Below are 13338 nucleotides of genomic sequence, written 5' to 3'. Positions count from 1 at the left end.
CAATTGCAGGAGTATAACCAGCTTGTTTAACCGCATCGTCCAGAATCTGCGACGGTGCTCACACTTGGCCGTATTGCTGCCCATGGCGCAGCCAGCGATCGAGCAGCGGACTGACGTGATCCGGCCAGCGCTCGAGCAATGCCTGGGCGGCGTCACGCACGGCGGGCAGCAAATCGGCGTCGCGCATCAGGTCGGCGACCTTGAATTGAAGCAGACCTGTCTGCCGCGTGCCGAGCATTTCACCGGGGCCGCGCAATTCGAGGTCTTTTTCGGCGATGACAAACCCGTCGTTGGTCTCGCGCATGATGCCCAGGCGCTGGCGACCAATCTGCGACAGCGGCGGATGGTAGAGCAGCACGCAATGGCTGGCGGCGCTGCCCCGGCCGACGCGACCGCGCAACTGGTGCAGTTGCGCCAGGCCCAGGCGCTCGGGGTTTTCGATGATCATCAGGCTGGCGTTGGGCACGTCGACGCCGACTTCAATCACCGTGGTCGCGACCAGCAGTTGCAGGTTGCCGGCCTTGAACTCGGCCATCACCGCGGCTTTTTCGACCGGTTTCATACGGCCGTGAATCAGCCCGACCTTCAACTCGCCCAGCGCGGCGGTGAGGTCTTCATAGGTGGTTTCCGCTGCCTGGCAGGTCAGCTCTTCCGATTCTTCGATCAGCGTGCACACCCAGTAGGCCTGACGCCCTTCGGCGCAGGCGCCGCGCACCCGCTCAATGACTTCGACGCGCCGGGTGTCGGTGACCAGCACCGTGTTCACCGGGGTTCGGCCGGGCGGAAGTTCGTCGAGGATCGAGGTGTCGAGGTCGGCGTAGGCGCTCATGGCCAGCGTCCGTGGGATTGGCGTGGCGGTCATGATCAGCTGATGTGGGCACATCCGTCCGCCAACACCTTTCTGCCGCAGCGCCAGCCGCTGCTGCACGCCGAATCGATGCTGTTCGTCGATGATCACCAGCGCGAGGTTCTTGAATTGCACTTCATCCTGAAACAGCGCGTGGGTGCCGACCACCATCGGCGTACCGCTGGCGATCTGTTCCAGCGCGGCGACGCGGTTTTTGCCCTTGAGCTTGCCGGCCAGCCAGGCGACCTCGATGCCCAGCGGTTCGAGCCAGCGCTTGAAGGTGATGAAATGCTGTTCGGCGAGGATTTCGGTGGGCGCCATCAGGGCCACTTGGTAACCGGCCTCGAGCGCCTGGAGTGCGGCGAGGGCGGCGACCACGGTCTTACCGGCGCCCACGTCGCCTTGAATCAAGCGCAGCATCGGTTCGTGCTGGCTGAGGTCATAGGCGATTTCGTTGCCGACGCGCTGCTGAGCGCCGGTCGGTGCGAAGCCCAGATTGGCCAGATATTTAGCCGGCAATCGTGTCGCTTTCGGCATCGCCGGCGCGCGTAGCGAACGCATGCTTTCTCGCAGGCGTTGCTGGGACAGTTGATGGGTCAGCAGTTCTTCGAAGGCCAAGCGGTGCTGGGCCCAGTGATGACCGAGGGCGAGTTCGTCGACGTCGGCATCGGCGGGCGGATGATGCAGGTAGCGGATCGCATCGGCCAGCGGCGCCAGTTGATAGTCCCGCGCCAGTTCGGTCGGCAGCCAGTCGGGCAGGCTGGTCGGGCCGAGCATCGTCAGGGTCTGCATGCACAACTGGCGCAGGCGTTGCTGGGTCAGGCCTTCGGTGAGCGGGTAGACCGGCGTCAGGGTTTCATCCACCGGCGGCGGTTCGTCGCCGGTGATGGCGCGGTATTCCGGGTGATAGATTTCCAGCCCTGAGGCACCGGGCCGCGCTTCGCCGTAGCAGCGAATCCGCGTACCGCGCTTGAGGCCTTCTTTCTGGGCGTTGCTGAAATGGTAGAAGCGCAGGCTAAGCCCGCCGGTGCCGTCCTGGAGGCGCACGACGAGGCTGCGGCGACGGCCCATGACCACGTCGGCACCGCTGACGGTGCCTTCGATCACGGCGTCTTGCCCAGGCCGCAAGTGACCGATCGGGACCACGCGGGTGCGGTCCTGATAACGCAGCGGCAGGTGGAACAGCACGTCCTGGAGGTTCTCCAGGCCGACCTTGGCCAGTTTCTCGGCCATGGCCTCGCCGACCCCCTTGAGTGCCGTGACCGACACTTGCGACAACTCGGTCATGACTGCGACTTAAGCCGCAACCACCGGCACCGGCGGCTTGGCCACCGAGCACAGGCGAATGGAGTCAGCGAGGATCTCGATCGCTTTCGGCCGCGGGAAGCTTGCACGCCAGGCGATGGCCACGGTACGGAAGGGCACCGGTGGCGTCAGTGGGCGCACTGCGATGATGCCGGGAGCGTAGTGATGGCTGTCCACCGCCGACAGCGGCAGGATCGAAATGCCGAGGCCGGAAGCGACCATGTGGCGGATGGTCTCCAGCGAGCTGGATTCCACGGTGGTGTGCTTGGCGCCGTCCTTGCCATTGGTCAGCGTCGGGCAGGCTTCCAGCACTTGATCGCGGAAGCAGTGGCCCTCGCCGAGCAGCAGCAGGCTCTTGTCGTTGAGCAGCGCAGCGTCGATGGATTCTTTTTGCGTCCACGGGTGCTGGGCCGGCATCAGTACGTAGAACGGCTCATCGTAGAGCGGCAGCGTCAGTACGTCGGCTTCGTTGAACGGCAGGGCGATGATGATCGCGTCGAGCTCGCCGTTGCGCAGTTTGTCGCGCAGCACGTGGGTAAAGTTTTCTTCGATGTACAACGGCATCTGCGGGGCGACCCGGTGCAGTTGCGGAATCAGGTGCGGGAACAGGTACGGGCCAACGGTGTAGATCGCGCCGACTTTCAGCGGAGCGGTCAACTGGTTCTTGCCGGCCTGGGCCAGTTCGCGAATGCCTTGGGCCTGCTCCAGGACTTTTTGCGCCTGGGCCACGATGCCTTCGCCGACCGGGGTCAGGCGCACGGCGCTCTTGCTGCGCTCGAAAATCAGCACACCGAGTTCGTCTTCAAGCTTTTTCACGCCCACCGACAGGGTCGGCTGACTGACGTGGCAACGCTCGGCCGCGTGGCCGAAGTGTTGTTCTTGGGCGAGGGTAACGATGTAGCGTAATTCTGTAAGAGTCATAGCGAGCGTCCATGAAGTTGCGGGCCAAGCATACCGGCTGCAATCGATAGACGCACGTTATCAGAGAGCGTGTTGAATGACACAACCTGATGCCGTTCCTGTAGGAGCGAGCATGCTCGCGATGGTGGTCAACGATGACGTTGGGGGCCTGACACCCCGCGGCGCTCTTTCGTCCATCGCGAGCATGCTCGCTCCTACAGGATGAGGTGGTTAGCGGCGGCGCTCCAGCGAGTAAACAAACGGCGCAACAATTTCGATCGAGCCGTTGTTCAGCATGTCCGCCGGAGGTTTTGGCAATGGCTGCGCGCGGCGGATCATTTCCAGGGTCGCCCGGTCCAGATCGGCGTTGCCGGAGCGGCCCACCAGTTCGAATGACAACACGTTGCCTTCGGCATCCACGACGAAGCGCAGACGGTTCAAGCCTTCCTTGCCCCGTGCCTGAGCGCTGGCCGGGTACTTTTTGTACTTGGCCAGGTGAGCAAGCAGCGTGCCTTGCCAACTGGCCTTGGCCGCTTGCTGTGCGGGCGATGGCCCCGGTGCCGGCTGTGCGGATTTATCCGTCGGCGCCTGGGTCGGCTGCGCGTCGCTCGGTTTTTCCTCGGACGGCTTTTCCTTCGGCGGCTCCGGCTTTTTCTCCACCGGCTTGGGCGGTTGAGGCTTGGGCTTGGGTTTGACCGGTTTCGGCACGGCAATCTCGGCCTTCGGCGCTTCAGCCAGCTTCGGGATCGGCAATTCTTCCACCGGGGCCGGTGGTTGTGGCGGCGTTATCACCTTCGGCGGTGCCGGCGGTGGCGGGGCCGGAACCGGTGCCAGCTCCACCATCATCGCCTGCGGCGGCAGCTCGATGGGTGGGCGCGAGGTCCAGTTCAGCGCCAGCGCAATGACCAGCGCATGGACGCCCAGCACCACGGCCAGGCTCCCGCTGTAACGCGTCAGCTTATGGCGCGTCGTGATCATTTCTTGACTGCCGTCTCGAGTCCGACCAGACCGACCTTCAGGTAACCGGCCGAGCGCAGGTTGTCCATCACGCTCATCAGGTCGCCGTAGTCCACGCCTTTATCGGCCTGGAAGAAGATCGTCGTGTCTTTCTTGCCCTTGGTCCGCGCGTCGAGCGTGGCGCCCAGTGTTTCGGCCTTCACTTCGTCTTCGCCGAGGAACAGGCGCTGGTCAGCCTTGACGCTGAGGAACACCGGTTTCTCCGGCCGCGGCGCCGGTTTGGCGGTGGAGGCAGGCAGGTCGACCTTGATGTCCACGGTGGCCAACGGAGCGGCCACCATGAAGATGATCAACAGCACCAGCATCACGTCGATGAACGGCGTGACGTTGATTTCGTGGTTCTCGGCCAGATCGTCGTCTGCGCCTTCTTTCAAATGCAGGCCCATGGCCGATTACCCCACTTTCACCATGTGCGGTTGCGAGCTGCGCTCAGGCTGGTGGTCGAGGTCGCGGCTGACCAGCAGCAGCACTTCTGCCGATGCGTCGGACACTTGCGCCTTGTAACCGGCGATGGAGCGGGCGAAAACGTTGTAGATCACCACGGCCGGAATCGCGGCAACCAGGCCCAGCGCGGTGGCCAGCAGGGCTTCGGCGATGCCGGGAGCCACGACGGCGAGGTTGGTGGTCTGGGTCTTGGCGATGCCGATGAAGCTGTTCATGATCCCCCATACGGTGCCGAACAGGCCGACGAACGGCGCGGTGGAACCGATGGTGGCGAGAACGCCGGTGCCGCTGCTCATGTTGCGACCGCAGGCTGCCACCAGACGCTCAAGACGGAAGGCCACACGTTCCTTGATACCTTCTTTTTCCCGGCTGTTGGTCGACAGGCGCATCTCTTCCAACGCGTCGTGCACCAGCACATTGGCGAGGGTGCCGGGCTTGGTGGCGGTCGCGCTGGCTTCTTTGAGGGTGGTGGCTTTTTTCAGGTGGGCGATTTCGGTGCGCAGGCGACGCTTGGCGCCCATCAACTCAAAACCCTTGGCGATCCAGATGGTCCAGGTGATGATCGAGGCGATGGCCAGGCCGATCATCACGATTTTCACGATGATGTCGGCGTTCTGGTACATGCCCCACGGCGACAAGTCATGGGCCATGCCCAAGGTGTTGTCGGCTTCGAGGACTTCTGGAGCGTCTTCGGCATCAGTCTCTAGAGCCTGGGCCGGGTCGCTGGCTGTCGGTGCAGTGTGGTCAGCCGCATGATCGGCTGGCGCCGGTGCAGAAGCGGCAGCCGGGGTAGCAGGTGCCTGTGCATCAGCGAATGCGGCGGTTGGCGCCAGCATCAGGCTGAGCAGCAAGGCGGCCACCGCGCTCCAGGCGCGAGGTCGTTTGGTTGGCGAAGCGGAGAATTGATTGCGTGTCATGCTGGCCGGACCTGAGAGAAAAAGACGGTAAATGTTCTTCCAGGCCTCGAAGGCCGAGAACAAAAGTGGCGGGCATTATTGCAAGTAATTCTTGTTAACAGAAGTAATAGAGTCTCTTTTTTTCCTGCATTACTAGCCGCTCGTCCATTGCCAGCGCTAGTCTGTGGCTTTCCGATAGGAGTTTTTTGATGTCCGCGCCCTCTGTTTTGATCGCCGGCTGCGGTGATGTCGGCAGTCGTCTGGCTACGCAATTGCTGACTGCCGGGTGGGAAGTTCATGGCTTGCGCCGTGACGTTTCACGCCTGCCTGACGGTGTTATTGGCGTCTCCGGCGACCTGTTCAATGAAGACTGCCCGGACACCTGGCCGGTCGGTGCGGTGGACTACGTGGTGTATTGTGCGGCGGCGACCGATCACGATGAGGCCGGTTACCGTGCGGCTTACGTGCAGGGCGTGCAGAATGTGTTGAGCTGGCTGAACGACTATGGGCAGGTGCCGAATCGACTGCTGTTCGTTTCCAGCAGCAGCGTTTACGGTCAGCAGGACGGCGAATGGGTCGATGAAACGTCGCCGACCGTCGCCGCCGGTTATTCCGGCCGGGTGATGCTGGAGGCTGAGCACGTGGCGCTCAAGAGCGGCATTCCGGCGAGCATCGTGCGCTTGACCGGCATTTACGGCCCGGGCCGGGAGTGGCTGCTGACCCAGGTGCGTCGCGGCTATCGCGTGGCGGTTGATCCGCCGTTGTATGGCAACCGTATTCATGCCGACGACGCGGCCGGGTTGATGGCGTTCCTGCTGGAAGCGGATCATCGCGGCGTGGCGCTGGATCACATGTACATTGGCGTGGACGACGCGCCTGCGCCACTGGCGGAAGTGGTGGGTTGGCTGCGGGATTATCTGGGCGTGACCGAGTGGGCTGACGATGCGAGCGTGCGTCGCACGGGCAGCAAGCGGTGCAGCAATGCTCGGGCGAAGGCCTTGGGCTGGGCACCGAAGTACCCGAGTTATCGCGAAGGTTACGCCGCCATTCTCGAGGGTCGCTGCTGACTTTCGGTTCCACAAATCAAAATATGGGAGCGAGCCTGCTCGCGAAGAGGTCATGACATTCAACATTTCTGCTGAGGGTCGTACCGCTTTCGCGAGCAGGCTCGCTCCCACGTTGGATCTACGGTGCAGCTACGATCGGGTTACTGCTTCTCAAGCAACCACTTGCGATCACCCGCCGTGAACTGCGGCATTTCATCCGCCTGCGCGGTGTTCACCGCCTGCAAAATCTCCAGTTCCTTGCCCTTGCGCGCAAAGATCCAGGTGTTGCCCTGGCCATTCTGTTGCAGCCACATGTTGTCGTTACCGCCGCTCATCGACGCGCAGTCACCCGCCAGGCACAAGGCGTAGCGATCGGCACCTGGCAGGCCGGTGACCTGGCCGTCGGCCTGAAATTGCACGGTGCCGCCTTCGCCAGGACCGCTGACGACTGTCCAGTTGCCGCCCATGTACGCCGAATACAGCGCACGTTCGAAGCTCGCGCCAATCGGTGCGCCTTCCGGCACCGGGATCAGCGCGCGGTCGAAGACCTGGGCCGATTCATTCTCGGTCGCGGACTGGCTCAGTTGTTTGCCATCACGCTTCAGCTCGCTTCCGGAGCTGCCGTAAAAGTCGACTTTCCAGGCCCCGGACTCTTCGCCCAGCAGCTTGCCGTCGACGTTCTCAAAACCGTTGGTGTAGCGGGCCTGACCGGCCTTGGTGTTGATGTCCCATTCCAGGTTCGGACCATAGGCCTGGAGGGCTTCACGCAGGGGGCCGCCTTTGGAGGCAGCGTCGATCGCCACCTGGTTGATCCAGGTGCCGCTGATGTCGCGGTCGGCAGGGTTGCTGGCACATCCGCCCAGGAGGAGGGCGAGCAGCGAAAAGGCTAGCGCTTTGCGCATGGTGGAGTCCTTTCAAAACGCTTGATACATACGGCAGCGGCGCAGCCTCAGGAGGCTGCGCCGGACGCATTACTCGATGACCAGAATGGCATCCATTTCAACCTGCGAACCCTTTGGCAGGGCCGCTACGCCGATGGCGGCGCGGGCAGGGTACGGCTGGTCGAAATACTTGCCCATGATCTCGTTGACCTTGGCGAAGTGGCTCAGGTCGGTGAGGAAAATGTTCAGTTTGACGATGTCCTTGAACGAACCGCCAGCCGCTTCAGCCACGGCCTTCAGGTTCTCGAACACCTGGACGGTCTGGGCTTCGAAGCCTTCAACCAGTTCCATGGTCTTTGGGTCCAGAGGAATCTGACCCGACATGTAAACGGTATTGCCAGCCTTGATCGCCTGGGAGTAAGTGCCGATGGCGGCCGGGGCCTTGTCGCTGGTGATAACAGTCTTGGTCATGAATGACTCCTTGTAATAGATGGCTTAGGCGCGCATGCGGGTGATGCGAATCACCCCGGTCAGTGCGCGCAGTTTCTTGATCACGCGGGCCAGGTGCACACGGTCGTGCACGCTGACCACCAGTTGGACCACGCTGATGCGACCGTCACGTTCGTCCATGCTGATTTTTTCGATATTGCCGTCGGCCGCATTGACGCTGCTGGCCAGCAGGGCGATCAGCCCGCGCTGATGTTCCAGCTCGACACGCAGCTCGACGTTGAATTCGCCGGTGACATCCTTGGCCCACGACAGCTGGATGCATTTTTCCGGATTGTGGCGGATCTCACTGATGTTGCGGCAGTTGTCCAGGTGCACCACCATGCCTTTGCCTGCCGACAGGTGCCCGACAATCGGGTCGCCGGGGATCGGCGTGCAGCACTTGGCGTAGCTGAGCACCAGACCTTCGGTGCCGCGAATCGCCAGCGGGCCTTCCGGGCTCGGCAGCTGTTCGCCTTCGCCGAGCAGGCGGCGGGCGACCACGTAGGCCATGCGATTGCCCAGGCCGATGTCTTCAAGCAGGTCTTCGATCAGTTCGAGGCGGTACTCGGCGAGCATCGCCTTGACGCGTTCGGCCGGGACTTTGTCCAGCGCACTGTCGAAACCGTTGAGGACTTTGTTCAGCAGGCGCTCGCCGAGGCTGATGGACTCGGAGCGGCGCTGCAGTTTCAACGCGTGGCGGATGTGCGTCCGCGCCTTGCCGGTCACGACGAAATTCAGCCACGCCGGGTTGGGCCGTGCGCCAGGGGCGCTGACGATCTCAACCGTGGAGCCACTTTGCAGCGGTTCCGACAATGGCGCGAGCCGACGATTGATCCGACAGGCAATGCAGCTGTTGCCCACGTCGGTATGCACTGCGTAAGCGAAGTCGACCGCCGTGGAGCCTTTCGGCAGCTCCATGATCCGGCCTTTGGGCGTAAACACGTAGACCTCGTCCGGGAACAGGTCGATCTTCACGCTCTCGATGAATTCCAGCGAGTTGCCGGCGCGTTGCTGCATCTCCAGCACACCCTTGACCCACTGGCGTGCGCGGGCGTGAGTGCCTTTCGGTTGCTCGTCGCCGCTGGATTTGTACAGCCAATGGGCGGCGATGCCATTGTTGGCCATCTCTTCCATTTCGCGGGTGCGGATCTGGATCTCGATCGGCACCCCGTGCATGCCGAACAGTGTGGTGTGCAGCGACTGATAGCCGTTGGCCTTGGGGATCGCGATGTAATCCTTGAAGCGCCCCGGCAACGGTTTGTACAAATTATGCACAGCACCCAGCACGCGGTAGCAGGTATCGACCTTGTCGACGATGATCCGGAACGCGTAGACGTCCATGATCTCGTTGAAGGCCCGACGCTTGCCGCGCATTTTCTTGTAGATGCCGTAGAGGTGTTTCTGGCGACCGCTGACCTCGCCCTGAATGCCGTCGATGGCGAGGCAGTGGCTGAGGGATTCTTCGATCTTGTTGACGATTTCCTTGCGGTTGCCCCGGGCGCGTTTGACCGCCTGGTTGATCCGCGCGGAACGCATCGGGTGCATGGCCTTGAAGCCGAGGTCTTCGAATTCTATGCGGATGGCGTGCATGCCCAGCCGGTTGGCGATGGGCGCATAGATTTCCAGGGTTTCCTTGGCGATCCGCCGGCGTTTTTCGCCGGACAGGACTTCCAGCGTGCGCATGTTGTGCAGGCGGTCGGCGAGCTTGACCAGGATCACGCGAATATCGCGCGCCATGGCCATGGCCATTTTCTGGAAGTTTTCGGCCTGGGCCTCGGCTTTGGTCTCGAAGTTCATCTGGGTCAGTTTGCTGACCCCGTCGACCAGTTCGGCCACGGTTTCGCCGAACTGCGCCTGGAGCGCTTCCTTGGCAATACCGGTGTCTTCGATCACGTCATGCAGCATTGCCGCCATCAAGCTCTGATGGTCCATGTGCATGTCGGCCAGAATATTCGCCACCGCAAGAGGATGGGTGACGTACGCCTCGCCGCTGCGGCGGCGTTGGCCGTCGTGGGCTTGTTCGGCGTAGAAGTACGCTCGGCGGACCAGGTTGACCTGATCCTTGCCGAGGTAGGTCGATAAGCGATCGGCGAGGGCGTCTATGCTCGGCATGATAACTCCTGCCGTTCGCTGTGACCCCGCGCCGTGCTACGTCGACCAGGCATAGGCTTAGACGGCCTCGTTGGACTCGTCCTCGAACGCTGCGAACAGCGGTTCGTCTTCGACGATTTCAGCGTTGGCGATGAACTCGTAGCTCATCAGGCCTTCGGCGATTTCACGCAGGGCTACAACGGTAGGCTTGTCGTTTTCCCACTGAACCAGGGGCTCTTTGCCGCCGGTGGCCAGTTGACGGGCACGCTTGGTAGAGAGCATGACCAGCTCAAAGCGGTTTTCCACGTGTTCTAGGCAGTCTTCAACGGTTACGCGGGCCATGGTATTCCTCGGAGCGAATGCAATATGCGCGCTGCCCGGTTGGGCGAGCGGACTCAACAGTTTAAAAAATCACCAGCGATTAGGGAAGCGCTGATTTTTTGACCAAGCCCTTCAACGCGCTGCAAGTGCCAATGTAAAGCCCCCGCAGCGGTTTTGGGAAGAGCTGATTAGCCGAGCAATTCAGCCAAAAGTTTACCGTGACGCTGCTGCTGACGCTTCTGATGCAGCTGGTTGGCACGGAAAATCGCCTGCAAATCGTGCAGCGCGTGGGCGAAATTGTCGTTGATGATCAGGTAGTCGTAGTCGACGTAATGGCTCATCTCACTGACGGCTTCGCGCATGCGGCCATCGATGATCTCGTCGCTGTCCTGGCCGCGATTGGTCAGGCGCTGGTGCAGAGCCTGCAGGGACGGCGGCAGAATGAAAATGGAACGGGCCTGGGGCATCAACTTGCGCACCTGCTCCGCGCCCTGCCAGTCGATCTCCAGAATCAGGTCGTGGCCTTCGTCCAGGGTCTGCTGCAGATGGCTTTGCGAGGTGCCGTAGAGATTGCCGAACACTTCGGCGCGCTCCAGGAAGTCGCCATGCTCGATCATCTTCACGAACTCGCTGCGGTCGACGAAGTGATAGTTCACGCCATTCACTTCACCAGGACGCATGGCGCGGGTGGTGTGGGAGACCGAGACGCGGATCTCCTGATCAGCGTCGGTCAGGGCCTTGACCAGGCTGCTCTTGCCCGCGCCCGAAGGGGCGGAAATGATGTACAGGGTGCCGGTGCTGTGGGTCATGTCGGGTTTGCCTTACTCAATATTCTGCACTTGTTCGCGCATCTGCTCGATCAACACCTTGAGGTTGACCGCCGCCTGGGTGCTGCGCGGGTCGAAGGCTTTGGAGCCCAGTGTGTTGGCTTCGCGGTTGAGTTCCTGCATCAGGAAATCGAGGCGCCGACCGGCCGCGCCGCCGGATTTGAGCACCCGGCGGACTTCGATGATGTGGGTGCTCAGGCGATCCAGTTCTTCGGCGACGTCGCTCTTCTGAGCGAGCATGACCATTTCCTGTTCCAGGCGCTGCGGGTCCATCTCGGCCTTCATGTCGGCGAAGCGGTCGAGGACTTTCTGGCGCTGGGTGGCGAGCATCTGCGGGACCAGCTCGCGCAGGGTCACCACGTCTCCTTCGATGGAGGTCAGGCGGTCGTTGATCAGGCGCGCCAGCTCCGCGCCTTCGCGCTCACGGCCGGCCTTGAGTTCCTTCAGGCCTTCGTTGAACAGGGCCAGCGCTTCGGCATTCAAGGCTTGCGGGTCAGTGGCATTGCCTACCAGCACGCCGGGCCACGCCAGCACTTCCAGTGGGTTCAGCGCAGCGGGGTTCTTGATCAGGCCGGCGATGGTCTCGGCAGCCGCGACCAACTGCGCGGCGCGTTCGCGATCCACTTGCAGCGGCTTGTCAGTGTTTTCTTCGGTGAAGCGCAGGGTGCATTCGAGTTTGCCGCGGGAAATTCCCTGACGCAGGGCTTCGCGGACTGCGCCCTCGAGGTCGCGAAACGACTCCGGCAGGCGCAAGTGTGGTTCCAGGTAGCGGCTGTTGACCGAGCGCAATTCCCAGCTCAGGGTGCCTTGGGCGCCGGCTTTTTCGACGCGGGCGAAGGCGGTCATGCTGTGCACCATGGAGGTACCTCGCAATTCGGGTTTGCGTTACCAAAGGTTTCGCGAGAGCCGATATCTGTGAATTAAAGCCGACAGGCAGCAAAGGCGCAGGATTGTAGCGCAGTGGGGCGGATGCGCCCAAACACACGGTGTGACAAAGGCCTGCAGGCCGTCGGTTAAGCGCTGTTCTACGCTCAAGTCAGGGCCTTCAATCGTCGGGCGGATTTATTAGAAGTGCCCAGGCCCGGCGCGCGGCTCTATAATGCTCGACAGTTTTCCGTCCCCCGTACAGGTACTCCCTATGAAACGTCCAAGTGGTCGCGCTGCCGATCAGCTCCGCTCGATCCGCATTACCCGCAACTACACCAAACACGCCGAGGGATCTGTACTGGTCGAGTTCGGTGATACCAAGGTCATCTGCACCGTCAGCGTCGAAAATGGCGTGCCGCGTTTCCTCAAAGGCCAGGGCCAGGGCTGGCTGACCGCCGAATACGGCATGCTGCCGCGCGCCACCGGCGAGCGTAACCAGCGCGAAGCGAGCCGCGGCAAGCAGGGCGGCCGCACACTGGAAATCCAGCGTCTGATCGGTCGTTCACTGCGGGCTTCGCTGGACATGTCCAAACTGGGCGACGTCACTCTCTACGTCGACTGCGATGTAATCCAGGCTGACGGCGGCACCCGCACCGCGTCCATCACCGGTGCGATGGTGGCGCTGGTCGACGCCTTGAAAGTGATCAAGAAGCGCGGCGGCCTGAAAGGTGGCGACCCGCTGAAGCAAATGATCGCGGCCGTTTCGGTTGGCATGTACCAGGGCGAACCGGTGCTCGACCTCGACTACCTGGAAGATTCGGCTGCCGAGACTGACCTGAACGTGGTCATGACCAGCACCGGCGGTTTCATCGAGGTTCAAGGCACCGCAGAAGGCGCGCCGTTCCAGCCTGAAGAGCTGAACGCTATGCTGGAACTGGCGAAGAAAGGCATGACCGAAATCTTCGATCTGCAAAAGGCTGCACTGGCCGACTGATCGCAACCGCTCCAGGCAAGGAGGACGTTATGAGTGACGAGCAAGAGCTGCTTCCCATCCCGAGCAAAGAGGTTCGGCAATGGGCGATGTTTTGTCACCTGTCCGCCTTGCTGGGGATCTGGATTCCGTTTGGCACGCTGATCGGGCCGCTGATTCTCTGGCAGATGAAGCGCGATATGGACCCCTTTGTCGATGCACAGGGCAAGGAGGCGCTGAACTTTCAGATTACCGTCGCCATTGCTTCCGCCATCTGCTTCTTGCTGATGGTGGTGATCGTGGGGTTCTTTCTGTTTGGCTTGATCGCCATTGGCGCGCTGGTTCTGACGATCATCGGTGGCGTGAAGGCCAATGAAGGGGTGCCGTATCGGTATCCATTTACCTGGCGCTTGATCAAATAAACACGCCGCCTATCT

General features: G+C 61.9%; 14 protein-coding genes. 3 read left to right on the top strand and 11 right to left on the bottom strand.

Annotation, left to right across the window (positions count from 1 at the left end; all coding sequences use genetic code 11):
- Positions 1-58 precede the first annotated feature (58 nt).
- The 5 genes from recG to exbB all read right to left on the bottom strand — a co-directional run bounded on the left by recG (position 59) and on the right by exbB (position 5430).
- Positions 59-2134, bottom strand: a complete 2076-nt coding sequence (gene recG, locus NTD84_RS00070) for an ATP-dependent DNA helicase RecG (protein ID WP_262162574.1) — start codon at positions 2132-2134, stop codon at positions 59-61.
- 9 nt (positions 2135-2143) lie between these two features.
- The gene (locus NTD84_RS00065; protein WP_262162572.1) at positions 2144-3073 is read right to left on the bottom strand and encodes a hydrogen peroxide-inducible genes activator; all 930 of its coding nucleotides are present in this window, start codon (positions 3071-3073) and stop codon (positions 2144-2146) included.
- A 210-nt stretch (positions 3074-3283) separates the two neighbouring features.
- Entirely contained in the window at positions 3284-4030 is a 747-nt protein-coding gene (locus tag NTD84_RS00060) for a TonB family protein (RefSeq protein WP_262162570.1), read from the bottom strand.
- Positions 4027-4455, bottom strand: a complete 429-nt coding sequence (gene exbD, locus NTD84_RS00055) for a TonB system transport protein ExbD (RefSeq protein WP_262162568.1) — start codon at positions 4453-4455, stop codon at positions 4027-4029. Before exbD ends, NTD84_RS00060 begins: the two co-directional genes overlap by 4 nt.
- A 6-nt stretch (positions 4456-4461) precedes the next feature.
- Positions 4462-5430: a tonB-system energizer ExbB gene (exbB, locus tag NTD84_RS00050; protein ID WP_262162567.1), complete on the bottom strand. Its 969-nt coding sequence runs from the start codon at positions 5428-5430 to the stop codon at positions 4462-4464.
- 188 nt (positions 5431-5618) lie between these two features.
- Here exbB and NTD84_RS00045 point away from each other — a divergent pair, with 188 nt between their 5' ends.
- A complete protein-coding gene (locus NTD84_RS00045) occupies positions 5619-6476 on the top strand; it encodes an SDR family oxidoreductase (protein ID WP_262162565.1) in 858 nt (285 codons plus the stop codon).
- Between the two features lie 140 nt (positions 6477-6616).
- On the opposite strand, the gene NTD84_RS00040 is transcribed toward NTD84_RS00045, so the two are convergent.
- The 6 genes from NTD84_RS00040 to NTD84_RS00015 all read right to left on the bottom strand — a co-directional run bounded on the left by NTD84_RS00040 (position 6617) and on the right by NTD84_RS00015 (position 11922).
- On the bottom strand, positions 6617-7357 hold the full coding sequence (locus NTD84_RS00040) for a hypothetical protein (protein WP_262162564.1): 741 nt from the start codon (positions 7355-7357) through the stop codon (positions 6617-6619).
- Positions 7358-7426: 69 nt separating this feature from the next.
- Positions 7427-7807, bottom strand: a complete 381-nt coding sequence (locus NTD84_RS00035; RefSeq protein ID WP_003229509.1) for a RidA family protein — start codon at positions 7805-7807, stop codon at positions 7427-7429.
- A 24-nt stretch (positions 7808-7831) separates the two neighbouring features.
- On the bottom strand, positions 7832-9937 hold the full coding sequence (spoT, locus tag NTD84_RS00030) for a bifunctional GTP diphosphokinase/guanosine-3',5'-bis pyrophosphate 3'-pyrophosphohydrolase (protein WP_262162563.1): 2106 nt from the start codon (positions 9935-9937) through the stop codon (positions 7832-7834).
- A gap of 57 nt (positions 9938-9994) precedes the next feature.
- Positions 9995-10258, bottom strand: a complete 264-nt coding sequence (gene rpoZ / locus NTD84_RS00025) for a DNA-directed RNA polymerase subunit omega (protein WP_003177259.1) — start codon at positions 10256-10258, stop codon at positions 9995-9997.
- Positions 10259-10425: 167 nt separating this feature from the next.
- Complete coding sequence (gene gmk, locus NTD84_RS00020; protein WP_262162562.1) at positions 10426-11046, bottom strand: guanylate kinase; 621 nt, start codon at positions 11044-11046, stop codon at positions 10426-10428.
- A gap of 12 nt (positions 11047-11058) precedes the next feature.
- Complete coding sequence (locus tag NTD84_RS00015) at positions 11059-11922, bottom strand: YicC/YloC family endoribonuclease (protein WP_262162561.1); 864 nt, start codon at positions 11920-11922, stop codon at positions 11059-11061.
- Positions 11923-12202: 280 nt separating this feature from the next.
- On the opposite strand from NTD84_RS00015, the gene rph reads away from it, so the two are divergent.
- Both rph and NTD84_RS00005 read left to right on the top strand, forming a co-directional pair.
- Complete coding sequence (rph, locus tag NTD84_RS00010) at positions 12203-12925, top strand: ribonuclease PH (RefSeq protein ID WP_150780185.1); 723 nt, start codon at positions 12203-12205, stop codon at positions 12923-12925.
- Positions 12926-12954: 29 nt separating this feature from the next.
- Positions 12955-13323: a DUF4870 domain-containing protein gene (locus tag NTD84_RS00005; RefSeq protein WP_262162559.1), complete on the top strand. Its 369-nt coding sequence runs from the start codon at positions 12955-12957 to the stop codon at positions 13321-13323.
- Positions 13324-13338: the final 15 nt, after the last annotated feature.

This window comes from Pseudomonas sp. 14P_8.1_Bac3, from assembly GCF_025466085.1.
Classification (GTDB): Bacteria; Pseudomonadota; Gammaproteobacteria; order Pseudomonadales; family Pseudomonadaceae; genus Aquipseudomonas.
Note: the sequence above shows the minus strand (reverse complement) of the source record. Positions and strands in the feature narration are given on the sequence as shown.

Bases quoted from the DNA above. Each gene is read 5' to 3' on its own strand.
- recG (WP_262162574.1), bottom strand. From the start codon at position 2,134: ATGACCGAGTTGTCGCAAGTGTCGGTCACGGCACTCAAGGGGGTCGGC.
- NTD84_RS00065 (WP_262162572.1), bottom strand. From the start codon at position 3,073: ATGACTCTTACAGAATTACGCTACATCGTTACCCTCGCCCAAGAACAA.
- NTD84_RS00060 (WP_262162570.1), bottom strand. From the start codon at position 4,030: ATGATCACGACGCGCCATAAGCTGACGCGTTACAGCGGGAGCCTGGCC.
- exbD (WP_262162568.1), bottom strand. From the start codon at position 4,455: ATGGGCCTGCATTTGAAAGAAGGCGCAGACGACGATCTGGCCGAGAAC.
- exbB (WP_262162567.1), bottom strand. From the start codon at position 5,430: ATGACACGCAATCAATTCTCCGCTTCGCCAACCAAACGACCTCGCGCC.
- NTD84_RS00045 (WP_262162565.1), top strand. From the start codon at position 5,619: ATGTCCGCGCCCTCTGTTTTGATCGCCGGCTGCGGTGATGTCGGCAGT.
- NTD84_RS00040 (WP_262162564.1), bottom strand. From the start codon at position 7,357: ATGCGCAAAGCGCTAGCCTTTTCGCTGCTCGCCCTCCTCCTGGGCGGA.
- NTD84_RS00035 (WP_003229509.1), bottom strand. From the start codon at position 7,807: ATGACCAAGACTGTTATCACCAGCGACAAGGCCCCGGCCGCCATCGGC.
- spoT (WP_262162563.1), bottom strand. From the start codon at position 9,937: ATGCCGAGCATAGACGCCCTCGCCGATCGCTTATCGACCTACCTCGGC.
- rpoZ (WP_003177259.1), bottom strand. From the start codon at position 10,258: ATGGCCCGCGTAACCGTTGAAGACTGCCTAGAACACGTGGAAAACCGC.
- gmk (WP_262162562.1), bottom strand. From the start codon at position 11,046: ATGACCCACAGCACCGGCACCCTGTACATCATTTCCGCCCCTTCGGGC.
- NTD84_RS00015 (WP_262162561.1), bottom strand. From the start codon at position 11,922: ATGGTGCACAGCATGACCGCCTTCGCCCGCGTCGAAAAAGCCGGCGCC.
- rph (WP_150780185.1), top strand. From the start codon at position 12,203: ATGAAACGTCCAAGTGGTCGCGCTGCCGATCAGCTCCGCTCGATCCGC.
- NTD84_RS00005 (WP_262162559.1), top strand. From the start codon at position 12,955: ATGAGTGACGAGCAAGAGCTGCTTCCCATCCCGAGCAAAGAGGTTCGG.